Consider the following 22,149-nt stretch of genomic DNA (forward strand, 5'->3'; position numbering starts at 1 on the left):
GCCCGAAGCGGACCCGAGGCCCCAGTCGCGAACTTGAGATAGCTGACCTTCGCCGTGAGGGTCGCGAACTGGTAAGATTGGGACATTCCTGCCGTTCTTCAGATGGGCTTTTCGAAGAACACGCGATTGAAACCGTCTTCTGTCTTTCGTTCAGTCTCTCGATAGCCAAGATGGGGGTAGATAAAAAGATTTTCGATCATTTTCTCATTCGTATAGAGTTTGATCGACTTTGCGTTGGATCGTTTTGCTTCTGCCTCGCAAAAAGCTATCAGGCGCTTGCCAACACCCTGCCCCTCTGCGTCTGGACGCACCGCAACATTTTCCAGAAGAACGTGTTCACCCATATGATAAAAGACGATAAATCCGAGCACTTCGGCATCCCGCTCAACGGCGACATGCACAACCCCTGAAGCGATCATCGAGGCAAAATCGGCAACCATCGGGGCGGGCTTTTTACCCATCGCCGCCACGTAGCGTTCATAAGCACGTTCGGCACATTCTCGAACAGCAATTTCATCCGCAGCCTGCGCCAGCCTGATGTGGAAATCCTTGCCCATCACTCACTCCAAATTCTTTGTTAATTGATACTACTGCCGCCAGGCAACTATGAGCAAGAAGGGCTGATTGTGTTGAAAAACTCGAAAATTCGGCTCCCTCGATTTTCCGCCAAATTCCATTGCGCCAGCAAAGTTAACGCCACCAGCCCAGAACGTGCCCATGGCAGCCTCTCACATCGCTAAACCGGTGCTTTGGCCGACCCCCTGGCCAAAAACCCCGACCGCCTCTCAATGGGCAAATTTTTCACGTGTTTTTGGTAAATCTGGAGTTTTTCAACAATATCGGCTCCGAGCCGTCGTTCGCCCCACGCTACACGAAGGTCTGCCGTCGGGAAACCGGCCCGACTCTGCAAAGTCCTCTGTCTGCGCATCGCTGCCGTTCCTGCGGCGTGCAGGGAACGACCGCTCCCCCCAACCCAACAAAAAGGGGCGCATCGCTGCGCCCCTTTCTTGATCTGTCCCTCGTCCTGTCTTTTAGCAGGAATAGTACATTTTGTACTCGATCGGGTGCGGGCAATGCTCGTAGGCATAGACCTCTTCCCATTTCAGAGCCAGGTAGCCCTTGATCTGGTCCTTGGTGAACACGTCACCGGCCAGCAGGAAATCGTGATCTGCTTCGAGGTTCTCGAGCGCCTCGCGCAGGCTTGCGCAGACAGTCGGGATTGCAGCCAGTTCCTCGGGCGGCAGGTCGTAGAGATCCTTGTCCGAGGACGGGCCCGGATCGATCTTGTTCTTGATGCCGTCAAGGCCAGCCATGAGCAGAGCCGAGAACGCCAGATAGGGGTTGGCGGACGGATCGGGGAAGCGGGCTTCCACACGTTTCGCCTTGGGGGATTCCGCCCACGGGATACGGACACAGCCCGAGCGGTTGCGGGCCGAATAGGCGCGCAGAACCGGTGCCTCAAAGCCCGGGATCAGGCGTTTGTAGGAGTTGGTCGACGGGTTGGTGAAAGCATTGAGCGTTTTCGCATGCTTCAGGATACCGCCGATGAAATACAGCGCCTCTTGGCTCAGATCGGCATATTTGTCGCCTGCAAAGAGCGGCTTGCCGTCTTTCCAGACCGACATGTTCACGTGCATGCCGGTGCCGTTATCGCCCGAGATCGGCTTGGGCATGAAGGTGGCCGACTTGCCATAGGCGTGGGCCACGTTGTGGATCACGTATTTGTATTTCTGGATGTCATCGGCCTGCTTGGTCAGCGTCCCGAAGATCAGACCCAGCTCGTGCTGGCACGAGGCCACCTCGTGGTGATGCTTGTCGACCTTCATGCCGATGCGCTTCATCGTCGAGAGCATCTCCGAGCGCAGATCCTGCGCGTCGTCGATCGGGTTGACCGGGAAGTAGCCGCCCTTGATGCCGGGACGGTGACCCATGTTGCCCATCTCATAGGCGGTATCGGTGTTCCAGGCCGCGTCATTGGCGTCGACCTCGAAGGAGACCTTGTTCATCTCGACCGAGTAACGGACGTCGTCGAACAGGAAGAACTCTGCCTCGGGGCCGAAGAAGGCCTCGTCGCCGATCCCCGACGCTTTGAGATAGGCTTCTGCCTTCTCAGCGGTGCCGCGCGGATCGCGGTCATAGGGCTCGCCGGTGTCGGGCTCGACCACGGTGCAATGCACGCACATCGTCTTTTCGGCATAGAAGGGGTCGATATAGACCGAGGCCGGATCGGGGATCAGTTTCATGTCGGACTGATCGATCGACTTCCAGCCGGCGATCGAGGAGCCGTCAAACATGAAGCCTTCCTCGAAGAAATCTTCGTCGACTTCGGTATGCATCAGCGTGACATGTTGCAGTTTGCCGCGCGGATCGGTGAAGCGGACGTCGACATATTCGACCTCCTCGTCCTTCATCAGCTTTACAGCGTCCTTGACCTTGCTCATATCGTCAAATCCCTTTCGTTGAGCGTTGGGAAGGCCCTGCGCCCAGAGGGGCGTCCGGGGCCAATTGGGAAATCTTCAAAGCGCATCATCACCGGATTCACCGGTGCGGATGCGAATGGCTTGTTCCATCGGGGACACGAAGATCTTGCCGTCGCCGATCTTCTCGGTGCGCGCCGCCTGCGTGATGGCCTCGATGGCGGCATCGACGAGATCGTCGGGCAGCACCATCTCGATCTTCACCTTGGGCAGGAAATCCACGACATATTCGGCACCGCGATACAGTTCGGTATGGCCCTTTTGACGCCCGAACCCCTTGACCTCAATCACCGAAAGACCCTGGATACCCACTTCCTGAAGCGCTTCTTTCACTTCATCGAGTTTGAAAGGCTTGATGATCGCCTCGACTTTTTTCATGCAGCCGACTCCCCCGTCAGGTTCGTGTTTCCGCACCCCTCAGACCACTTTCCGCACAGGCCCGCAATCGACGACACGGGCGCAACCGAGCCATGACCCGGGAAACCGAAAGCCGCGCGCTTATTTTGTGCATGTTGCACAATAAGTAGTCATTGTGAAAACTTTGGGCGGAAGTCACCGCGGCGAAAGCGGAGGGGGCCGACATCTGCCCAAAATCGCCGCTCTCTCCTTTCGCTTGAAGCGCCCCCGGCTTATCTGAGATTAACCAATTCTCCAGCCTTGCATGCGACGCTGCCCCGAAAATCCGAGTTGAGAGCCGACGGAGCCCCCCGATGACCCGCCCGATCACGCTGAGCGAGACGATGCGCGCCGCGCTGTCCAAAGACCCGGGCGCGCATAAATATGGCCATGGCCATGCGCTGGTGCTCTCAGGTGGGCCCGGTCAGGGGGGCGCGGCGCGGCTGGCCGCCCGCGCGGCGTTGCGGGTCGGGGCGGGGCTGGTGACGCTGGTCGCACCGCCCGCCGCGATGGCCGAGCACGCCGCCCAGCTCACCGCGATCATGCTACGCCCCCTGCCCGACAGCTACGCGCTGCGCGGCCTGCTGCGTGACGACCGGATCAGCGCGCTCTGCCTTGGCCCCGGCCTCGGGATCCAGCGCGCCGCCGATATGGTGCCGGCGGCCCTTTGGGGCGCGCGCCCGACCGTGCTCGACGCCGATGCGCTCACCGCCTTTGCCGAAGACCCTGAGCGGATTTTCTCGCAGATTCACCAAGATGTTGTGCTCACGCCGCATCCGGGCGAATTCTCCCGGCTGTTTCCCGACATCGCAGAGGCGGCCTTGGGTGAGACGCCGCGCCTGTCTTTGCAGGCTGCGACCCAAACCGCGGCGGAGCGCGCGGGCTGCGTGGTGCTACTCAAGGGGCCGCGCACCCATATCGCCACGCCAGACGGGCAAAGCGCGTATCACGATGCAACGGGCGACATGGCCGCACCTTGGCTGGCAACGGCCGGATCGGGCGATGTGCTGGCAGGGTTGATCACCGGGCTGATGGCGCGCGGCATGGCCCCGTTCGAGGCCGCCTGCACCGCAACATGGCTTCACGCCGCCACCGCGCGCAGCTTCGGCCCCGGTCTGATCGCCGAAGACCTCCCCGAGCATCTGCCCCGGCTGTTGCGCGAGATTGGCGTGACCTAGCACGGGTTCGGGCTGCGGATGCGTGCGGCTTCCGGCGAGCCACAGCGTCCTCAGACGCGCACGGTCTCCGGCGCCATCGCGACCTCGACACCATCGACGGTGATCACCTCGGGCGTGTCAAATGTGAGATGGAACAGGCGCGCGCGGCCCTGCATCGAGGTCACATATTGCCCATCGACCAGAGCGCTCGCCTGCACAAGCGCTTCTTTAGCCCCGTAGATCACCTCGCAGCGCCAGTCACGCAGCAGCAAACGGGCCTCCGGATGCATCAGCAAGGGCGCGCCCGGGCGATCATGCCCCAGCGCACCGGGTGCCACGTGGATGAGCGGCCCGACGTAATCAACATAGCGAAGCTCTCGTAGCACGCGCGCACCCGAGCGCGTGACGATCCGATCTCCGGGTCCGAGAAATTCGACTGGCAAGACACCGTCCAGCGTGTAGATGCGTGCGCCTTGCGAGACCACACCTTGCACAGCGTGACACGCCATGTCGCGCGTGTGATCCCTTTCGATCAACTCCTGCAACAGGGTCGACGCCCCGCTACCCCCACTGGATTTATCCATGGTGCACCTGCCCTAATGCCTCAAATCATGGCGTCTTTTGCGCCTTTGAGAAAAGTTTGCCGCCAGCCACCGGGAGATGCGAGCGAAAAATCGCGTACCCTCTTCCCTCCGCGCAAAGCTGTTGCTATTACGCCCCGCATGCGGGTGTGGCGGAACTGGTAGACGCACCAGATTTAGGTTCTGGCGCCTTTGGCGTGGGGGTTCGAGTCCCTTCACCCGCACCATCTTGATTTCGCGGCGAAAATTTTCATCATATTTCCCTGCCATCGCAGGCCCGGTGTGGCGAGTGACGGCGCGAATTCCGCGCATTTCGACCCAGGCGCCAGGATCGCGATTGCTACACTGCAGCCAAGCGCACCGTATATTTCAGGCAATACCGAAAGCGAAAGAGCGCCAAGGGCGAGAAACGTCAGCCCGAGAGGCGGACCTCGCGACGCGCGAATGCCCGGATCGGTTGCGCCGCGGCGCGCCATGGCCTTGTAAGAAATTGAACTCTAACGATTCTCTCTTTGATTGACTTGTCCGGGTCCGCTTAGGTTACGACCCCGACACCCATGCCTCAGGCAAACTATTGCGCAATGCCTGCCGAATGATTGTCGCGAGATGTGTGCTGATTTCATTATCGGGCGTGCCGGAGCCTAGAAGGCTGAGACCGAGCGAAGGCAGGCGGGGCAGATTGTGCTGACCAGTCTCCAAGACCTGCACACCAGACGGGCAGCCAAACGGCGTGCGAAGCGCTACGCCCAGGCCCGCCGAGGTTGCCGCCCATAGCCCAGCCAGACTCGGGCTGACGAAGGCAATGCGCCAAGCGATGCCAGCGCGATCGAGATGGGTGCATGCAAGCGTGCGAAGCAGACAGGGCGCTTCCAGGACGGCAAGCGGCAGTGGCTCGCCACCACTCGCGTGCCACAACGGGTCCTCTTCTGCGGGACCAAGCCAACAAAGCGGCAGAGAGGCGATCCTTTCGGCATCCGTTGCTGTGCCATCGTCCCAGGCAAGCGCGAGATCAAGCTGACCCGACGCGATCTTTTCCTTCAGTTCCACATTCCGGCCAATGCGGCCCTCGATCCGCACCTTGGGATGCGCCCGCGCAAAGCGTCCCAGCACATGTGACAAGAGGGTTTCGCCGAAATCCTCCTGAACGCCGAGACGAACCCAACCTTCGAGGTTCGGACATTGAACGGCGCTGACCGCTTCGTCATTGAGGCTCAAAATCCGCCGGGCATAAGAGAGAAGCGCCTCCCCACCATCCGTCAGCGCCAGACCGCGCCCCGATCTGCGCACCAATGCCGTGCCCGTCTGATCTTCCAGTTTTTTCAGCTGCGCGCTGATCGCGGATGTCGAGCGACCCAGCCGGTCTGCCGCCTGCGCAAAGGAGCCGGCCTCGATGCCGATCATGAAGCTGCGCAGGGCATCCATGTCGAGATTGGTCGGGCGCATCGAAACCATCCCAAAAAGCAGGATATTTAATCCCAAATAATCTGATTATCAGCACGATCGTGCCGCGTCATACTGTGCCTGTCAATGAATTTTGAGGGAGCACAAACATGCCTTTCACGCGAATTTCCCTATTGACCGGCAAGGCGGTCGAATGGTTCGGCCCAGACCAACAGGAAAGAGCTCGGCAATGATCGCGATGCAATACAGCTTCACCCTGCCGGCCGACTACGACATGGCGATCATTGATCGGCGCATCCGTGACAAAGGCCCGATGCTCGACGGCTTTCCGCGTCTGCGATTCAAGGCCTATCTTTCGGCGAAAAAGGAGGACGCTGACCTAACAAGCGCCGAAAACCTTTACGCCCCCTTCTATCTCTGGGACGAGCCGGAGGGCATCGACAGTTTTCTCAGCGGCGCTGGCTTTGAAACACTCACGCGGGATTTCGGCTGGCCATCCGTGCAGACATGGCTGATCTGGCAGACGAAACTCGGTCCTGACCTGAGCGCTGCGCGCTATGCCATCCGCACGATCGAGACGATTGCGCCCTACGCCAATCTGGCTGAACTGCGCGAGCGGGCGGACGCAAAGGCGCAGTCCGCCATGCAGGCGGGTGCGCTGGCGGCAATTGTCGGCTTCGATCCAACCGCTTGGCGTCAGTTGCTGTTCAGCCTCTGGCCGAAGGTGCCCGTCGCCGCGGAGGTCGCACAAATCTACACGGTGGGTCACGTCTCTCAACCGAGGTGAGAGCTCTGGCGAACAAAAGCGAGACGTCAGAGGCATCCGCTCTCAACGGAGGTCGATCGCCTGTGCGGAGAGCCTCGAAAAACCGGTGGCGTTCGGTTTCAGAGCGCGCGTCTCTTGCGCTCAAATATTTGCCGTAAGACGAGGTTGCGGCCGGTGTGGTGGGAATGCCCCCAAAATCCGGGCCCGCGTGTTCAAATCCAAGCGTCCCGCAATGCGCTCATCTGCAGATCTGGCGTATCTCGTATTTGTCTCTTGGAGGGGCGGGAACACACATAAGGGCGGCGATTCACATCACCGCCCTCACGAAGAAATTTCGCTCAACTCACAGGAAGAGCTGCGCCACTATGGCCGAGCCGACATAGGTCCCGGTCATCACGAGAACTGCGACGACCGCGATCTTCCAGCCCGAAGTTTTGGCAATTGCGATTTCGCGCTTGGCAATCGCGATCCCGGCATAGGCCAAGCACGGCGTCGCCAAGGTCAGGAAGTTTACATGGCTTACCGTCTCGACGACCCAAGCGCTGCCCGGCGTCCAAGGCAAGGTCGCGACGATTCCAACCAGTGAAATCCAAGCCACAGAGGGCAGTTTGAACGGTACGACCGCAGTCAGCACGAGCCCCACCATGCAGAGCCCCCAAAGAACGATCAGCCCGACAAGGCCCTGCGGCACGCTGTTTTCGGTGGCCACCGTATTTCCCACCAGCGCCACGATGCAAACGACAACCAGCGCCGCGGCATGCGCCCCAAGACCGAACTTGGCTTCTTCGGTCGGATCCTCAAAAGTTTGCGTATCGCTCATGCTCACTCTCCCGCGCTCGGAGCCGGGGTGCTTTTCGGACCCAGCCAGTCATACAGTTTTTCGGTCATCGGCAACGCCACGAAGACACACAGATACATTCCCGTCGCATAGGTCAGCACATTGCTGGCGCCAGCAAGAGCCAGGATCTGTTCCTTCATTTCGGGCACGGCACTGACCAGCGCCCCCGAACAGGCCGCCATCATCGAGCCAGAGCCAATGCCACATGCCATGGCCAGTGCCTCAACCGAGAACAATCCGGTGGTGGCAAAGATCGAGGCAAGGATCGCGAAAACAAAAGTGCCAAACAGCGTGCCAATCACGTAGACGCCCATCACGCCGGCGCCCTCCTGGCTTTTGAGGCCATATTTGTCAGCGATGATCGCGATGTTGGGTTCACGGGCGACCGAGAAACAGGCACCGATCGATTCCCGCCCCATCCCCAGCGCCAACACGGCGACCGGGAACGCAAGGATAACCGTGCCGAGATTGCCCAGCTCCTGTAGGATCAGCGCGGGGCCGGCATCGATGATGGTCCGCATCGAGGGGCCGATGATCGTACCGAATTTCGCGATGAAGGGCATGATTGCGATCACGATCATCGGCGAGGCCGCCTTGACGTCGCTGGGCTTGATCCAGACCTTGGCCGCGCGGATCACGTTGGGGTTGATCAACAATCCCATCACGAACGCATAAAGCAGCGGCAACAGCAAGATCGCCCCGATCCCGATCGGCACCTTGATGACACCGATTGCCTCGGCGATCACTGTGATTGCCAGCGTGCTCAGATGCAGCCGCCAATCCAGCAGAATTTCTTTCACATACATGGTTAAACCTCTCTGTTGGTTTCCTTGCGCCCTTCTTTGTGAGGGCGGTCCTTGTTGCGTAAGGGACATTGCGCGCTCTGCCCCTGACGCAGTCGCAGTCGTCAACCTGGTGCGTAGCCAAAGCCCTGAGCGGGGTTTTCAGCGGTTTCGACCCAGACCGATTTCGTTTGCGTGTAAGCGGCAAGGGCCTCGCGCCCTGACGAGCGGCCATACCCCGAGCGGCCAAAGCCACCGAAGGGCGACATGACATTGATCGTCTTGTAGCTGTTGACCCAGAACGTGCCCGCACGGACCTGCGCGGCCATGCGATGCGCGCGTCCCACATCACGCGTCCAAACCGCGCCGGCCAGCCCGTAGGGCGTGGCGTTTGCCAGCGCAATCGCTTCGTCCTCCTCATCGAAGGCAAGGACCGACACGACCGGGCCGAACACTTCCTCGGTCGCGATAGTCATCGACGGCGCAACCGCGTCGATAACGGTCGGGGCGTAGAAAAAGCCGCCGGTCTCAGCCAGCGCCTCCGGTTTTGCCCCGCCGCTGGCGATCGTTGCGCCTTGAGCCACCGCCTCCTGCACCATCGCGTCGATCTTGGACCATTGGCGCAGGTTGTTGACCGGGCCGACCTGAGTGGCCGGGTCCATCGGCGCCCCCACAGGGATGCGCGCAGCGGCGGTTGCAAGCTTCTCGACGATTTCGGCCTGCACCGAGCGGTGCACCAGCAGACGCGCGCCTGCAACACAGCTTTGCCCGCAAGACGCAAAGATCGCGGCCTGAGCGCCGATCACCGCCCGGTCGATATCGGCATCGTCAAACACGATATTCGCCGATTTTCCGCCCAGTTCGAGTACGGACGGGATCAGGCGTTTTGCCGCCGCCCCCGCGATCACGCTTCCAGCTTGCGCAGAGCCGACAAAGACCACCAAGGCGGTTTCGCTGTTCTCGATCATCGCCTGACCCGAGCTTGGCCCGTCGCCCGCGATCACATTCACCAAGCCTTTCGGCGCGCCCGCCTTTTCGCACAAAATCCCGATCACGACGGAGCTGAGCGGCGTCAGTTCGGACGGCTTGATCATCACCGCGTTGCCCGCACAAATCGCCGGGGCGACTTGCCAGCAACAGGTGAAAAGCGGTGCGTTCCAAGGCGTGATCTGGGCGACAACGCCCAGCGGCTCGTGACGCGTATAGTTGAGATGGGTCGAGGGGACCGGGATGACATCGCCGGAGATCTTGTCACACCAGCCCGCGTAATATTCGAACATCTCCGCCATCCGTGCGGGTTCGCCGCCGGTGTCACGGATCGGACGACCCGACGAAAGCGCCTCCAGTTCCGACAGAGCTGCGGCATGAGCGCGGATTATGCGCCCGATCTCGAACATGACGCGGCCTCTTTCTGAGGCAGTCTTGGCAAACCACTCCTTTTGCGCCGCTTTTGCGGCCTGCGCCGCGCGCTCTACCACCTCGGCCCCCGCGTCGCGGTAGCGTGCAAAGACACGTCCCGTTGCCGGGTCGGTCAGCTCCAGCGCGCGACCGGTGCCGGGCACCAACGCGCCACCGACCCAAGATTGCACATCGGGTGCGCCCGTCAGCTCGGTCAGCAACTCTGCCACCCGGCTTGCGGTATCGATCATATCCTTGGCCATCAGTGGGTCTCCTTACGGCTCAGGCGGTCCAGCTGCGGATCGCCCATCAGAGTGAAATCATCTGTGTCGCTCAGACCCGAATTCGTCTCGGCCCAAAGCGTCGCGGCCAGATTGGCCATCGGCGTCGCAACCCCTGCCTCGAGAGCCAGTTCGCGCGCCAGACGTAAATCCTTGCGCATCAGCCCGGTCGAAAATCCGCTGTCGAAACTGCGCGGCAGCACCCAGTTCGGGAAATGGATCTCGGAAATTGCACTGCGCCCGGTGGCCGAATTGATCACCGTAAGCGCCTCCTCGGCACTCACCCCCGCCGCTTCCGAGAGGCGGAGCGCCTCAAGCGTCGTGATCACATGATTGGCCACCAGCATGTTGTTCACAAGCTTTGCGACATTGCCGGCTCCGCTGGGGCCCACATGCAATATCTTGGCCGCCATCGCCTCAAGCGCCGGACGTGCCAATGCGACCCATTTTTCCTCTCCCCCGAGCATTACGGAGAGCTGCCCCGAAGCGGCCCCGGCGGCGCCGCCACTGACCGGCGCATCGAGAAAGCCATGCCCTTTTGCTTCCAGAATAGCCGCCAGTTTGCGACTGGTGGCGGCCTCGGATGTCGAGGTGTCGATCACCACTTTGGGGGCGGCGTCCGCCAGCAAACCGGCCGCCGCAGCTTGCGTCACCGTGGCGTCTACATGCGATGCGGTGGGGAGCGACAAAACAACAAGATCGGCCGCTGCGAACACGTCTTCAGGGCTGGAAACGAGGGTGACCCCTGCATCAGCGGCGCGTGCGCAGGCCACCTGAGCCGGGTCATAGCCCGTCACCTCGAATCCTGCCCGCACAAGGCTGGAAGCCATTCCAAAGCCCATTGCGCCGAGGCCGATCACCCCCACTGTTTTTCTGTCTGCCGCGACCATTGTCATTGCCTTCCTATCGTATGGCGCCCACCACGAGGCTGTTGCCACAAGATAGCCCCAGTCAGGGCGATCACAGGAAGATACCCATTGGCGCACATCGCGTTGCGTCGAGAGCAACGCCTAGTCGCGAAACGCCACCATGCGTTCCGACAGGAAATTGGCCACGGTTTCGACCGATTTCGGCAACCGACGGCGGGCGCGCACCATCAGATGGGTGTTCACCTGCTGCAGCGAACTTTCCTCGATCTCAAGCACGACCAGATCGCCGCGCTCGGCCTGACTGGCGGCCGAAAAGCGCGGCAGGAAACTGACGCCAACGCCCGCGCAGACATAGCGCAGCAAGAGTGCGATCGACGCGGTTTCGACCTGCACCCGCAGCGCCAGACCGCGATCAGCCGCCGCCTGCCCGACGAGGTTGCGGATCCCGTAGGCCTGACTCAGCATCGCCAAGGGTTGGGCGAGCATTTCAGCCAAGCTCACGCTTTTGCGCCCCGCCAAGGGCGAGTCGCGCGGCACGATCCCGCAAAGCGGCTGGCGCGACTGGGCAAGGGAGCGCGTCGCCTCGGTCATCAGCGTGTTATAGGCGATACCGATATCCGCCTCCCCCTCGATCACACGGCGTTGCAATTCCTCGGTCCCGGCATGTTCAATAATGAAACGCAGGTGCGGGTGCACATGGGTCAACTCCAGAAGGCCGTTTTCCATCAGATCCGAGGTGAACCCCTCGCCTGTCGCAATCCGCACGATCTGGCTGCTGCCATCGCTGTAATGGCCGATCTGATCGAGCAAATAGGTCCGCTCGTCATGCAGGTGCTGGGCGTGTTCGCGCACCAGTTCACCGGCCTCGGTCAGGATCACGCCTTTGGAGCTGCGCTCAAACAAGATCACGCCAAGGCGCGCCTCCGCTTCGGCGATCTTACGCGAGATGGCCGAGGGCACGACATTGAGCCGCTCCGCTGCACGCCGGATCGAGCCCTCATGCGCGACGGCGAGAAAATCCCGCAGGAACCGGGTGTCAAGGGGATCCATCAGGCCCCCAAACAGCGGCGCACCAGCCGCACCCAGAATTCCGCGCCATCCGGCAGAACCTGGTCGTTGAAGTCGAATTTCGCTGAGTGCAGCCCCGGATTTTCGCCCGCGCGCCCCGCCCCGAGCCAGAGATAGGCCCCCGGCACCTCGCCCAGCATAAAGGCAAAATCCTCGGCGGCCATGCTCGGGGGCACAGGCGTGGTATCGAGGCCCATCGCCGCGGCCACCTCGCGTGCAAGCGCGGCTTGCGGCGCGGTGTTGATCGTGGCCGGGTAGCGGCGCTGATAATCGACGCGGGCGCTGCACCCCTGCGCCTCGGCAAATGAACGGGCAATCCGGCTCAGGCGGTCTTCGATGATGTCACCGGCTGCGGCATCGAACCAGCGCGTCGTGCCGCGCAGAAGGGCGCGATCTGGACAGACATTCCAGGCCGAGCCGGAATGGATCTGCGTAACCGAAACCACGCCGGGCTCGAGCGGAGACAGCGCGCGGGCCGGAATTTCCTGCAGCGCCCCGGCCATCGCCGTCACCGCCGCGATCACCCCGTCCGATTGCTCGGGCATCGCGCCATGGCCACCCCGCCCGGTCACCTCGATCTCGAAGACGGCAAAGGCCGCCATCATCTTGTCATCGCGCGCCACGAAACGCCCCGGCGCGAGCCCCGGCCAGTTGTGAATGCCAAAAACCTGATCCATCGGGAATTTGCGAAACAGCCCGTCCTCGATCATCACCCGCGCGCCGCCATCGTTTTCCTCGGCGGGCTGGAAGATCAGTGTCACCGTGCCCGTCCCTACGCCTTCTTGCGCGATCTGGCGCGCGGCCAGAAGCAGCATCGCCGTGTGTCCATCATGGCCGCAAGCATGCATCTTGCCGGGCGTCGTCGAGGCGTAAGCCAGCCCCGTCGCCTCGGCAATCGGCAAAGCGTCGATATCGGCGCGCAACCCGATCACCGGGGCCCCTTGGCCCATCTGCGCGACTACGCCCGTGCCCGCCAAACCGCGATGCACACGCCACCCCCAACCGCTCAGCAGCCCCGAGATGATCTCAGACGTGCGGTGCTCCTCAAAGCCCAACTCGGGGTGGCGATGCAGGTCGTGACGCCAGGCGATCGCTTCGTCGATATGGCTCTTGTCAAACATCGTATCCTCTCAGTCGTCGTTGGTCTCGCGAAAGCGCAGCAAGACGCCTCCAAGCCGCGCAATTTCGGTCAGAACCAGCGTATCGTCGAGCGCGCGGCAGGCAAACGCGCTCTTTTCGATGAAGGGACGCAAGGCAGACAGGTCACGGCACTTGATATCGAGCGAAATCACCGAGGGCGCGCCATCACAGGCCAGATCGCTCGGCAGCGGGCCAAACAACGCGGGCGCGGTGGCACGGCTGACCACCTGCCACACGCCATTTCCGGTTCGAGCGGTGAAACCCCAATCGGTATCACGGAGCGCATCTGCCCCGTGCAGCGTTGCCAGCCAGTCGCGCACGGCGGGCTGATCGGCGGGCTCGGCCAAGATCGTCGCTGAGGCAAAGCCAAAGGCGCTGTTGGGGTGATCCATCCAGGCGGGAAACTCGATCAGGTCGCGGCGATGTTGCTGGCAGGCGAACATGCTCAGGCGCGGCAGCCCGTCACGGGTGAATATCTTGAGCGTGGTGCTGGTGCGATCGGGCGTGCCGTCGTCGCGCACGACGTTTCGGCCAAATTCGATGGTGCCCTCACATCGGCCACCGCGCGCGATCACCGCCGCCTCATCCGCATCGGCATCTGATGAGTTGAGCGCCGAAAGGGGCACGCCTTCGCGCTCGCTCAGCCAGCGCTGTATGTGGCGACCAAACAGAAAGCGGCCCGCCGGATAAGTGTCAAGCAGCGCTTCATCCCCCACGCCTACCAGCTCCAGCAGTTGATCGCGAAAAATCACCAGCGCGGTCGAGGTTCCCCAGGGGTGAAGCCCCGGCGGTTTCATCAGAAAGCCCAGAGACATGTAGGTCTCGCGCGCCCTGTCCAGATCGCGGACGCAAACGAGCGGGTGGTCGATACCAAGTGATTTCATTTTGGGCCCCGTTTCAAAGCCTGCAACGCCACGAAACCACCAAACCGCCCGGCTGCGCGCTCGGTGGCGCGTGGTGCGGTCATGACATGTCCCGGCGGCACATCGCACGTCACGATGGCCCCGGCGGCGATGGTTGCGCCAGCCCCCACCTCGACCGGGCCAAGTATCACAGCGCCCGCACCCACGACCGAGCCCTTGCGCAGCACCGGATGACGCGCCGCGCCCATATCGACGAAATTCGATCCCAGCGTCACGCCATGCCAGAGGCTCACATCGTCCTCGATCACCGCCGTCTGGCCGATAACGATCCCTAATCCGTGATCAAGCCATACCCCATGCCCGATCTGTGCCTGCGGCCAGATCTCAACCGAAAGCGCGCGGGTGAACTGGCTCTTGATTGCAAGGGCCAAGCTATCGCGCCCGGCCAGCCAAAGCGAGCGCGTCAATCGATAGGATAGAAGAGCGTGATATCCATGAGCAAAATGCAAGACCTCTGCCGCGCCCCCCGGAGCCGCGTCACGCGCGGTTGTTGCCAAGAGATCATTAAGCGCAGCCTCCAGAGCCTCTGGGTCACGCTCGAAGACCTCGGACGCAATCGCAAGGACCTGAGAGCGGGCGCGCCCCTCAGGCAGCAGAGATGCCAGCACCGCAGCAAAGAGGTGCGAAAGCTCGCAACTCTGAGCCGGATCATAGCCGAACAGTTCCGACAAGGTGGGCTCGCCCGCAAATAACGCGCGCGTATCTGGCAATAGTGTCGAGGCTAGGGGATGGGGGCTCATTTGATCCTCAAGCGATGCTTGTTCGCCTAGCCTGCACTGACAAAGGTGATCTGCACAAGACAGCATTCGGCACCTCCGTGTTGCCCAGACAAGAACGCCACCAAAGCGCAAACCTCGCATCCGATTTCCGCGGCGCAAGCCGACGCCAGAGTATGCGGACCCAGAGTCCTCAAGACGCCATGTGAGTTGCATTCTGTGTGGCCGCGTGGCCGCTCCGCGCATCTCTCCGCCTGAAAACATCGAATTTATTAGACAATCACCGAATTTAGGGACCGGCATCTTTGGCGTGAGGGACGTATCCGTTCCCCCGTACCCTCTTGATTTCACCACGCCTGTGCGGCGCCGCGATCGCAGGCGCGCCGTCATATTCGCGCGCATCGCGTCAAGATCGGTCAGCTACGTTGGAAAACCTGCCCATGCGGCTTGGCCTGTCGTGATCTTCGTTCCGAAGCTGTGCCTCACGAAAAAATAGGTTCCTGATTTAAACGCAATTTTGACCAGGCAATCGACATTTCGTCGCAAATCGCTAAATACAGGGCCAGTCGCGCCTTATCCCTTTGGATCGGCGCTTTCCCTCATCATAAAGGTCGCTCGGATGAAACCTGTTCGCACGCTCATTGCCATCGCCACTCTCGCCGCATTCGGAGCCGGTGCCGCGCAGGCAGCAACTCTTGCTGAGATCCAGAAAGCTGGCGTGTTCCGCGTTGGCACCGAAGGCACCTACCCGCCCTTCACCTATCACGATGCCTCGGGCAATCTGACCGGCTTTGACGTCGATATCGCCCGCGCGATTGCTGCTAAGCTGGGCGTCAAGGTCGAGTTTCTGGAGGGCCGCTGGGACGGTCTGATCGCGGGCATCGATGCCGACCGCTATGACGCCGTGATCAACGAAGTGGGCATCACCGACGCACGCAAGAAGAAATATGACTTCTCCGAGCCCTATATCGCCTCGAAAGCCGCGCTGATCGTGCGCAGCGATGATGACACGATCAAGAGCTTTGCCGATCTCAAAGGCAAGACCGCCGCGCAATCGCTCTCGAGCAATTTCGGCCAGATCGCCAAGGATAACGGCGCCGATCTGATCGGCACGGACGGGTTTGCCCAGTCGATCGCGCTGGTGATCCAGCACCGCGCGGATGCGACGGTGAATGACAGCCTCTCCTATCTCGATTTCAAGAAGCACAAACCCAACGCCCCGGTGAAACTGGTCGCGACCCTGCCGAACGCGGATTATTCCGGCGTCATCATCGCCAAGAACCAGCCCAAACTGCTCGCCGCGATCAACACCGCGCTGGACGAGATGAAGGCGGATGGCACTTACCTGAAGATCTCGCAGAAATATTTCGGCGAAGACGTCTCCAAATAACACATGCATCGGGGGGGCTTGGCCCCCCGGTTTGCAGAAAGGATCTCGCGTGTCCGACTGGCTGCCCTTGATGTGGAGTTCGCTTGCGCCGCTGTTGCATGCGACGGTGAGCTTCACGATCCCCCTTACCCTTATCACCTTCACGCTGGGGCTCGCGCTCGGGCTGCTTTGCGCCATCATCCGACTGTTCGGGCCGCGCCCGCTGGCGTGGATCGTGCGCTTTTATGTCTGGGTGATCCGGGGCACACCGCTGCTGGTGCAGCTGTTTTTGATCTTCTACGGGCTGCCGAGCCTTGGAATCACCTTGGACGCGTTCGTGGCGGGGTTGATCGGGTTCACGCTCAATGTCGGGGCCTATACTTCCGAGATCCTGCGCGCGGTGATCTCATCGGTGCCCAAGGGGCAATGGGAGGCCTCTTACTCGATCGGGATGAGCTGGCGTCAGGCGATGTGGCGCACCATCGTGCCGCAGGCCGCGCGGGTGGCCGTGCCGCCGCTCTCCAACAGCTTCATCTCGCTTGTCAAAGACACATCGCTGGCCGCCGCGATCACCGTGCCGGAGCTGTTTCAGGCCGCGCAACGGATCGTGGCCACCACCTATGAACCGCTCGTTCTCTATGTCGAGGCGGCGTTGATCTACCTCGCGCTCTGCTCGGTCCTGACCGCGCTGCAGTCGCGTCTGGAAAAACGCCTCGGCCAATATGGCGGCTTTCTGGAGGACCGCTCATGATTGCGCTTTCCAATATCACCAAGCGATTTGGCGACAACACAGTGCTCTCCGATGTGTCGCTGTCGATGCCGGAAGGCTCGGTCACTGCGCTGATCGGTCCGTCGGGCGGCGGCAAGAGCACGCTTTTGCGCTGCATCAACCTGCTTGAGACGCCCTCAGGCGGCACGCTGCGCATTGGCGAGGCGTCCGTGACCTTCTCCGAGCGCGGACGGCTGTCGCGCGCCGAGACGCAGATGATCCGCCAGCAAACCGGCATGGTATTCCAGAATTTCCAGCTTTTCCCGCATCGCACCGCGATCGAGAATGTGATGGAGGGGCTGATCACCGTGCTGCGCTGGCCGCGAGAGAAAGCCCGCGCACGCGCCGTTGCTTTGCTCGAAAAGGTCGGCATGGCGCATAAGGCCGATGCCTGGCCCGCGACGCTGTCGGGCGGGCAGCAGCAGCGCATCGCGATTGCGCGCGCGCTGGCGCCCTCGCCGCGCGTGCTGCTCTGCGACGAGCCGACCTCTGCGCTCGACCCGGAGCTCGCCGCCGAAGTCGTGGACGTGCTGGCCCAGCTGGCTCGCGAAGGCACAACGATGGTGATGGCCACGCATGATCTGCGGCTCGCCTCGCAGATCGCGCAGACGGTGATTGTGCTCGATGGCGGTCAGGTGGTTGAGACCGGCCCCGCGCGGCAGGTGTTCGACGCGCCTGAGCGCGAGCGCACGGCACGCTTCATCGCCACGCTGAAATCCGCAGGCGAGACCGACCAGAGCGCCTGAACGCTCGCGCCACGAGGCCGCGCCGCGCGCGTGGCCTCAAGCTTGCGCGGACGGACGAGATTACGGCTGCGCCATGCGTGGATCTTGCGCATATTGCCAAAACGGCGCAGTCTATGCGCATGATCGATCAAACAGACAAACGCCTCCTTGCGGAGCTTCAAGCCAACGCCCAGCTCACCGCGCAGGAGCTGAGCGAGCGGTTGAACCTGTCGGCCAGTCAGATCGGGCGGCGACGCCAGAGGCTGGAGGCCGAGGGGCTCATTCGCGGCTACGGGGCGAAGCTGGACCCGGCGCGGCTGGATCTCAACGTACAGGCTTTCGTGCAGGTGCAAATGACCACCCATGGTGCGGAGTCCACGCGGCAGTTCTCCCGGCTGGTCTCGATGCAGCCCGAGATCGTCTCGGCATGGACCCTGACCGGCGAGGCCGATTACCTGCTGCGAGTCTATTGCCCGGATCTGGCCGCGCTCAACCGGCTGATCCATCAGATCCTGCTGGCCCATCCGATCGTTGCGCGGGTGCAAAGCCAGATCGTGATGGATCAGTTCAAGCCTGACGCGCCGCTGCCGATCTGAGGCGCGGCGAACACCCCTGTCAGAAGGCCGCCCGCAAGGCGCGCAGCCCCGCCCCCAACACGCCCACATCCGAGCCCACGGCCAGAAACGCAACACCCAGATCGGCATAGCTTTGCGCCAGCGCCCGATCCGAGGTCAGAATACCCGCCGCCGTGCCGCAGGCTTGAATGCGCCGCAACGCATCGCGCACGGTTTCTTGCACAGGCTTAGCCTCTGGCTGGCCCAGATAGCCCAGATCAGCGGCAAGATCGGCAGGCCCGATAAAGACCCCATCCACCCCATCAAGCGCTGCGATTTCGTCAAGCGCCTCAAGCCCCGCCCGGCTTTCGACCTGCAACAAGAGGCAGGTCTGCGCATTCGCCGTTTCCAGATACTCCGGGCAGCTATTATAGGCCGAGGCGCGGGCCAGCGCCGCGCCTACGCCGCGCACGCCTTCGGGCGGATAGCGCATCGAGCGCACCACCGCGCGCGCCTGCGCGGCGCTCTCGATCATCGGCACGAGGATCGTCTGCGCGCCGATATCGAGCATCTGCTTGATCTCGGCACGGTTGTCATCGCGCACCCGCACGACCGGATGGGTCTCGGTGCGCATGGCGCGCAGCTGCGCCAGAATATCGCGCAGACCGTTGGGCCCGTGCTCGCCGTCAATCACCAGCCAGTCAAAGCCGCAATGGCTCGCCAGTTCCGTCACCGACGGGTCGCCAAGGCCCAGCCAAAGGCCGATCTGGGTCTCGCCCCTGCGCAGTCGGGCTTTGAAACGGTTTTCGGGGGCGGGCATCATGTCACCTCATGCAAAATCAATGGAAATCTGGCCGAACGGGCCGTAATCCGCCGCGATGGCCGTGCCCGGCGGGCATTCGATGGGCGCAATGAACGAGCCCGAGAGGATCACCTGCCCCGGCTCGATGCGCTGCGCATATTGACCCATCCGCCGAGCGAGCCAGACAAGGCCCGTCACCGGATCATCGAGCACCGCAGCCCCAAGCCCTGTCGCCTCGACCGCGCCATCCTTGCGGAGGATCGCCCCGGTCCAGCGCAGATCGACCGCATCGGGCGCGTGGCGGGTCTCTCCCAGCACGATCCCCGCATTGGCGGCATTGTCGGCCACGGTGTCAAAGATCTTGCGCGCGGTCCCGGTGGCCGGGTCGTGGCGCAAGATCCGCGTGTCGAGGATCTCAAGCGCGGGCGTGACATAATCGGTCGCCGCCAGCACTGCCTCGCGGGTCACTGAGCCGCTGAGCGGGCCCTTCATCACAAAGGCAATCTCGGCCTCGATGCGCGGCTGGATGAAACGGCCCGCAGGCACGGTCGCGCCACTTTGAAACAGCATATCGTTATAGAGCACGCCGGAATCCGGTGTGTCGATCCCAAGCGCTGCCTGCATCACCTTTGAGGTCAGCCCGATCTTCCAGCCCAGAATGCGCCGCCCCTGCGCAAGCTTGCGCGCCATCTGCGCGCTCTGGATCGCATAGGCATCCTCAAGCGTGATCTGCGGATGGCGCAGGCTCAAAAGGCCGATCTGGTGACGCCCGCGCTCGGCGTCGAGCAGATCATCGGCGGCGGCGGTGATTTCGGCGGCGCTCAGCATGGCTCATCCGCAACGGTGTTGCGCAAACAGCCGATGCCCTCGGCCTCGACCTCGATCACATCGCCCGGGCGCAACCAGATCGGCGGATCGAACCGCGCGCCCGCGCCGGTCGGCGTGCCGCACACGATCACATCGCCCGGCACCAGCGTCGTGAAGGTCGATACGTAATTCACGATATAGCGGAAATCGAAGATCATTCGCCCCGTGCGGTCGTGCTGACGCAGCTCTCCGTTCACCCGCGTGCTCAGCTCGATATCATCGAGCTGCGCGGCCTCGCGAAACGGCACGAGCCACGGCCCCATCGCGCCCGAGCAGTCCCAGTTCTTGCCCTGCGTGACGTTGAACTTGGCGTGGCGCACCCAGTCGCGGATCGTGCCTTCATTGCACAGGCTCAGCGCCGCGATGTGGTCATAGGCATCGGCCTGCGCGATCCGCCGCCCGCCTTTGCCGATCACGATCACCACCTCGCCCTCATAATCAAGCTGCGGGCTTTCGGGCGGACGGATCAGCGGTTGATCATGTCCGGTGAAGCTGCGCGCAAAACGGATGAACATCGACGGATAGGGCGGGGCAGCCTGCCCGTCCTTGTATTCCGCGTTTCGGTCGGGAAAATTCACGCCGATGCAGATCAGCTTTTCCGGCGCGGCGATCGGGATCAGGAAGTCGACCTCATCGCTCCGCCAATCGGGCGCGCGGCCTTCTGCCGCCGCGATCACCTCTTCCAGAGCGCCCGCCTCCACGACCTGCTGAAGCGTCGCAAACCGCGCGCCGAACTCTGCGCTCAGATCGACGATGCCGCCCTCCAGCACGACGCCGTAGCGATCCGTACCACTTTTGCGAAACGCCGCGATGCGCGGCAGTGTCGGGCTCATGATGCCCCCTCCTGTCCAAGACCCAGACCATCGAGAATGGCACTATAGGCGATGTCGATGTCGGACGCGCTCATCGCAAAAGACCCAGCCTGAAAGCGGATCGCAAGCCCGGAGCCCACCCGCGTCTGCGTGAGATAGATCCGCCCATCCTCATTGATGGCGCTCAGATGCGCGATGGTGTCTTCCTCCGAGGCCCCCGCGCGGCGAAACGAGAACAGCGAGAGCACCGGCGCGGTCACGATCTCCACCCCCGGGGTTGCGGCCAGCCGGTCATGCAAAACTCCCGCCCAACGGACGTGATCGCGGATCATCGCGCGCAGCCCTTCAAGCCCGTGAAAGCGCAGCAAGAACCACAGTTTGAGCGCCCGGAAGCGGCGGCCCAGCGGGATCGACCATTCGGAATAATTGACAATCCCGTCCTGCCCATGGGTCTTGAGATATTCGGGCTGGATCGCCAGCGTGCGCACAAGCATCTCGGGGTCGCGAATGAAATGGGCCGAGCAATCAAAAGACGCGCCCAGCCATTTATGCGGATTGAAGACGACGGAATCCGCGCCTTCAACCCCGTCCCAAAGCGCGCGGAACTCAGGACAGATCATCGCCGAACCCGCCCAAGCCGCATCGACATGCACCAGAAGATCATGGGCATGTGCGACCGCAACCAGCGATCCGATATCGTCGCAGGCCCCGGTGCTGGTCGCGCCGACGCAGCCGATCACCCCGGCGGGCTGATATCCGGCTGCCAGATCGGCGCGGATCGCGGCCTCCAGCGCCTCGGGCGGCAGCGCGCCGCTCTTCGGGTCAGCGGCCAGTTTCACTAGGTTCTCCTGCCCGATCCCCGCAATCCAGATCGCGCGGTCAATCGAGGAATGCACCTGATCGGAGCAATAGATCCGCAGGCGCGGCGCATGGCTGAGCCCTGCGCGATTGCCCTGCCAATTGAGCGCGCGCTCACGCATCATCAAGACTGCCGCCAGCGTCGCCGAGGAGGCGCTGTCCTGAATGACCCCCGAGAATGTCTCGGGCAGCCCCAGCGCATCGCGCAGCCATTCCATCATCCGGGTTTCCAGCTCGGTTGCTGCCGGAGAGGTCTGCCAGAGCATGCATTGCGCGGCCATTGCGGTGACCAGATATTCCGCCACCACAGAGACCGGGGCTGCATTGCTCGGAAAATACGCAAAGAAGCGCGGGTGCTGCCAATGCGTCATGCCCGGCTCGATCAGAGCCTCGAACTCGTCGAAGATCTGCGCCATCTCGCAGCCGGTCTCGGGCGGATTGGGCGGGATCGCGCGGTAGATCTCACCCGGTTTGGTGCGCGCACGCACCGGGCGAGCCTCAAGCGTTTCGCGATATGTCACGCCCCATGACGCGGCGCGCTGCGACCATGTTTCAAAATCCTGAGCGTCCATCCTGTCTCTCCTGCAAGGGTCTTGCGTG

General features: G+C 62.4%; 23 protein-coding genes and 1 tRNA gene. 7 read left to right on the top strand and 17 right to left on the bottom strand.

The genetic code is table 11. The annotated features are described in order from the left end of the window. Positions 1-98: 98 nt before the first annotated feature. The 3 genes from DL1_RS01390 to DL1_RS01400 form a co-directional block, all read right to left on the bottom strand. Positions 99-557 carry a GNAT family N-acetyltransferase gene (locus DL1_RS01390; protein WP_038061300.1) on the bottom strand — a complete coding sequence of 153 codons (459 nt, stop codon included), beginning with the start codon at positions 555-557 and terminating at the stop codon, positions 99-101. Between the two features lie 474 nt (positions 558-1,031). Next, positions 1,032-2,441: a type I glutamate--ammonia ligase gene (gene glnA, locus DL1_RS01395; protein WP_038061302.1), complete on the bottom strand. Its 1,410-nt coding sequence runs from the start codon at positions 2,439-2,441 to the stop codon at positions 1,032-1,034. 75 nt (positions 2,442-2,516) lie between these two features. Further along, positions 2,517-2,855 carry a P-II family nitrogen regulator gene (locus tag DL1_RS01400; RefSeq protein ID WP_038061305.1) on the bottom strand — a complete coding sequence of 113 codons (339 nt, stop codon included), beginning with the start codon at positions 2,853-2,855 and terminating at the stop codon, positions 2,517-2,519. A gap of 332 nt (positions 2,856-3,187) precedes the next feature. Between DL1_RS01400 and DL1_RS01405 the strand changes: the two genes are divergently transcribed. Further along, a complete protein-coding gene (locus DL1_RS01405; protein ID WP_038061308.1) occupies positions 3,188-4,051 on the top strand; it encodes an NAD(P)H-hydrate dehydratase in 864 nt (287 codons plus the stop codon). 50 nt (positions 4,052-4,101) lie between these two features. Here DL1_RS01405 and DL1_RS01410 read toward each other — a convergent pair whose 3' ends face one another. Then, complete coding sequence (locus DL1_RS01410) at positions 4,102-4,614, bottom strand: Hint domain-containing protein (protein ID WP_081856219.1); 513 nt, start codon at positions 4,612-4,614, stop codon at positions 4,102-4,104. 140 nt (positions 4,615-4,754) lie between these two features. On the opposite strand from DL1_RS01410, the gene DL1_RS01415 reads away from it, so the two are divergent. Beyond that, positions 4,755-4,838, top strand: a tRNA-Leu gene (locus DL1_RS01415). A 313-nt stretch (positions 4,839-5,151) separates the two neighbouring features. Here the strand turns inward: DL1_RS01415 and DL1_RS01420 are convergent. Then, entirely contained in the window at positions 5,152-6,054 is a 903-nt protein-coding gene (locus tag DL1_RS01420) for a LysR substrate-binding domain-containing protein (protein WP_038061310.1), read from the bottom strand. 187 nt (positions 6,055-6,241) lie between these two features. On the opposite strand from DL1_RS01420, the gene DL1_RS01425 reads away from it, so the two are divergent. After that, the gene (locus DL1_RS01425; RefSeq protein ID WP_038061313.1) at positions 6,242-6,799 is read left to right on the top strand and encodes a DUF4865 family protein; all 558 of its coding nucleotides are present in this window, start codon (positions 6,242-6,244) and stop codon (positions 6,797-6,799) included. A 322-nt stretch (positions 6,800-7,121) separates the two neighbouring features. Here DL1_RS01425 and DL1_RS01430 read toward each other — a convergent pair whose 3' ends face one another. The 8 genes from DL1_RS01430 to DL1_RS01465 all read right to left on the bottom strand — a co-directional run bounded on the left by DL1_RS01430 (position 7,122) and on the right by DL1_RS01465 (position 14,817). After that, positions 7,122-7,598 carry a hypothetical protein gene (locus tag DL1_RS01430; protein ID WP_038061316.1) on the bottom strand — a complete coding sequence of 159 codons (477 nt, stop codon included), beginning with the start codon at positions 7,596-7,598 and terminating at the stop codon, positions 7,122-7,124. Between the two features lie 2 nt (positions 7,599-7,600). After that, positions 7,601-8,422, bottom strand: coding sequence for a DUF3100 domain-containing protein (locus DL1_RS01435; RefSeq protein ID WP_038061319.1), 822 nt, complete (start codon positions 8,420-8,422; stop codon positions 7,601-7,603). 101 nt (positions 8,423-8,523) lie between these two features. Continuing rightward, complete coding sequence (locus tag DL1_RS01440; RefSeq protein WP_038061322.1) at positions 8,524-10,059, bottom strand: aldehyde dehydrogenase family protein; 1,536 nt, start codon at positions 10,057-10,059, stop codon at positions 8,524-8,526. Beyond that, positions 10,059-11,063, bottom strand: coding sequence for an NAD(P)-dependent oxidoreductase (locus DL1_RS01445; protein WP_345938823.1), 1,005 nt, complete (start codon positions 11,061-11,063; stop codon positions 10,059-10,061). The genes DL1_RS01440 and DL1_RS01445 overlap by 1 nt, the downstream gene beginning before the upstream one ends. Before the next feature lie 24 nt (positions 11,064-11,087). Next, positions 11,088-11,996, bottom strand: coding sequence for a LysR family transcriptional regulator (locus DL1_RS01450; RefSeq protein ID WP_038061328.1), 909 nt, complete (start codon positions 11,994-11,996; stop codon positions 11,088-11,090). Continuing rightward, the gene (locus tag DL1_RS01455; protein WP_038061331.1) at positions 11,996-13,135 is read right to left on the bottom strand and encodes an amidohydrolase; all 1,140 of its coding nucleotides are present in this window, start codon (positions 13,133-13,135) and stop codon (positions 11,996-11,998) included. Before DL1_RS01455 ends, DL1_RS01450 begins: the two co-directional genes overlap by 1 nt. 9 nt (positions 13,136-13,144) lie before the next feature. After that, the gene (locus tag DL1_RS01460; protein WP_038061334.1) at positions 13,145-14,038 is read right to left on the bottom strand and encodes a VOC family protein; all 894 of its coding nucleotides are present in this window, start codon (positions 14,036-14,038) and stop codon (positions 13,145-13,147) included. Then, positions 14,035-14,817, bottom strand: coding sequence for a serine acetyltransferase domain-containing protein (locus tag DL1_RS01465; protein WP_038061337.1), 783 nt, complete (start codon positions 14,815-14,817; stop codon positions 14,035-14,037). The genes DL1_RS01460 and DL1_RS01465 overlap by 4 nt, the downstream gene beginning before the upstream one ends. Positions 14,818-15,412: 595 nt before the next feature. Here DL1_RS01465 and DL1_RS01470 point away from each other — a divergent pair. The 4 genes from DL1_RS01470 (at position 15,413) to DL1_RS01485 (ending at position 18,252) form a co-directional block, all read left to right on the top strand. Continuing rightward, positions 15,413-16,183 (top strand): amino acid ABC transporter substrate-binding protein, encoded by a 771-nt coding sequence (locus tag DL1_RS01470; RefSeq protein ID WP_038061340.1) that lies wholly within the window; start codon positions 15,413-15,415, stop codon positions 16,181-16,183. Positions 16,184-16,232: 49 nt separating this feature from the next. Continuing rightward, positions 16,233-16,913 (top strand): amino acid ABC transporter permease, encoded by a 681-nt coding sequence (locus DL1_RS01475; protein ID WP_143081700.1) that lies wholly within the window; start codon positions 16,233-16,235, stop codon positions 16,911-16,913. Beyond that, the gene (locus DL1_RS01480; protein ID WP_038061344.1) at positions 16,910-17,677 is read left to right on the top strand and encodes an amino acid ABC transporter ATP-binding protein; all 768 of its coding nucleotides are present in this window, start codon (positions 16,910-16,912) and stop codon (positions 17,675-17,677) included. Before DL1_RS01475 ends, DL1_RS01480 begins: the two co-directional genes overlap by 4 nt. Before the next feature lie 119 nt (positions 17,678-17,796). Beyond that, on the top strand, positions 17,797-18,252 hold the full coding sequence (locus DL1_RS01485) for an Lrp/AsnC family transcriptional regulator (protein WP_038061549.1): 456 nt from the start codon (positions 17,797-17,799) through the stop codon (positions 18,250-18,252). A 19-nt stretch (positions 18,253-18,271) separates the two neighbouring features. Here DL1_RS01485 and DL1_RS01490 read toward each other — a convergent pair whose 3' ends face one another. Genes DL1_RS01490 through DL1_RS01505 form a run of 4 tightly spaced genes read right to left on the bottom strand, consistent with a single transcriptional unit; the run spans position 18,272 to position 22,121 of the window. Further along, a complete protein-coding gene (locus DL1_RS01490; RefSeq protein ID WP_342726955.1) occupies positions 18,272-19,033 on the bottom strand; it encodes an HpcH/HpaI aldolase family protein in 762 nt (253 codons plus the stop codon). 6 nt (positions 19,034-19,039) lie between these two features. Next, positions 19,040-19,840, bottom strand: coding sequence for a 2-oxo-hept-4-ene-1,7-dioate hydratase (gene hpaH / locus DL1_RS01495; RefSeq protein WP_038061347.1), 801 nt, complete (start codon positions 19,838-19,840; stop codon positions 19,040-19,042). Beyond that, positions 19,834-20,712, bottom strand: coding sequence for a fumarylacetoacetate hydrolase family protein (locus DL1_RS01500; protein ID WP_051693230.1), 879 nt, complete (start codon positions 20,710-20,712; stop codon positions 19,834-19,836). Before DL1_RS01500 ends, hpaH begins: the two co-directional genes overlap by 7 nt. Then, positions 20,709-22,121, bottom strand: coding sequence for a pyridoxal phosphate-dependent decarboxylase family protein (locus DL1_RS01505; protein WP_038061350.1), 1,413 nt, complete (start codon positions 22,119-22,121; stop codon positions 20,709-20,711). The genes DL1_RS01500 and DL1_RS01505 overlap by 4 nt, the downstream gene beginning before the upstream one ends. Positions 22,122-22,149: the final 28 nt, after the last annotated feature.

It is taken from the genome of Thioclava dalianensis (assembly GCF_000715505.1).
Lineage (GTDB): Bacteria > Pseudomonadota > Alphaproteobacteria > Rhodobacterales > Rhodobacteraceae > Thioclava > Thioclava dalianensis.

Excerpts from the sequence above, each read along its gene's own strand:
- DL1_RS01390 (WP_038061300.1), bottom strand. The coding sequence starts at position 557 with ATGGGCAAGGATTTCCACATCAGGCTGGCGCAGGCTGCGGATGAAATT.
- glnA (WP_038061302.1), bottom strand. The coding sequence starts at position 2,441 with ATGAGCAAGGTCAAGGACGCTGTAAAGCTGATGAAGGACGAGGAGGTC.
- DL1_RS01400 (WP_038061305.1), bottom strand. The coding sequence starts at position 2,855 with ATGAAAAAAGTCGAGGCGATCATCAAGCCTTTCAAACTCGATGAAGTG.
- DL1_RS01405 (WP_038061308.1), top strand. The coding sequence starts at position 3,188 with ATGACCCGCCCGATCACGCTGAGCGAGACGATGCGCGCCGCGCTGTCC.
- DL1_RS01410 (WP_081856219.1), bottom strand. The coding sequence starts at position 4,614 with ATGGATAAATCCAGTGGGGGTAGCGGGGCGTCGACCCTGTTGCAGGAG.
- DL1_RS01420 (WP_038061310.1), bottom strand. The coding sequence starts at position 6,054 with ATGCGCCCGACCAATCTCGACATGGATGCCCTGCGCAGCTTCATGATC.
- DL1_RS01425 (WP_038061313.1), top strand. The coding sequence starts at position 6,242 with ATGATCGCGATGCAATACAGCTTCACCCTGCCGGCCGACTACGACATG.
- DL1_RS01430 (WP_038061316.1), bottom strand. The coding sequence starts at position 7,598 with ATGAGCGATACGCAAACTTTTGAGGATCCGACCGAAGAAGCCAAGTTC.
- DL1_RS01435 (WP_038061319.1), bottom strand. The coding sequence starts at position 8,422 with ATGTATGTGAAAGAAATTCTGCTGGATTGGCGGCTGCATCTGAGCACG.
- DL1_RS01440 (WP_038061322.1), bottom strand. The coding sequence starts at position 10,059 with ATGGCCAAGGATATGATCGATACCGCAAGCCGGGTGGCAGAGTTGCTG.
- DL1_RS01450 (WP_038061328.1), bottom strand. The coding sequence starts at position 11,996 with ATGGATCCCCTTGACACCCGGTTCCTGCGGGATTTTCTCGCCGTCGCG.
- DL1_RS01455 (WP_038061331.1), bottom strand. The coding sequence starts at position 13,135 with ATGTTTGACAAGAGCCATATCGACGAAGCGATCGCCTGGCGTCACGAC.
- DL1_RS01460 (WP_038061334.1), bottom strand. The coding sequence starts at position 14,038 with ATGAAATCACTTGGTATCGACCACCCGCTCGTTTGCGTCCGCGATCTG.
- DL1_RS01465 (WP_038061337.1), bottom strand. The coding sequence starts at position 14,817 with ATGAGCCCCCATCCCCTAGCCTCGACACTATTGCCAGATACGCGCGCG.
- DL1_RS01470 (WP_038061340.1), top strand. The coding sequence starts at position 15,413 with ATGAAACCTGTTCGCACGCTCATTGCCATCGCCACTCTCGCCGCATTC.
- DL1_RS01480 (WP_038061344.1), top strand. The coding sequence starts at position 16,910 with ATGATTGCGCTTTCCAATATCACCAAGCGATTTGGCGACAACACAGTG.
- DL1_RS01485 (WP_038061549.1), top strand. The coding sequence starts at position 17,797 with ATGATCGATCAAACAGACAAACGCCTCCTTGCGGAGCTTCAAGCCAAC.
- DL1_RS01490 (WP_342726955.1), bottom strand. The coding sequence starts at position 19,033 with ATGATGCCCGCCCCCGAAAACCGTTTCAAAGCCCGACTGCGCAGGGGC.
- hpaH (WP_038061347.1), bottom strand. The coding sequence starts at position 19,840 with ATGCTGAGCGCCGCCGAAATCACCGCCGCCGCCGATGATCTGCTCGAC.
- DL1_RS01500 (WP_051693230.1), bottom strand. The coding sequence starts at position 20,712 with ATGAGCCCGACACTGCCGCGCATCGCGGCGTTTCGCAAAAGTGGTACG.
- DL1_RS01505 (WP_038061350.1), bottom strand. The coding sequence starts at position 22,121 with ATGGACGCTCAGGATTTTGAAACATGGTCGCAGCGCGCCGCGTCATGG.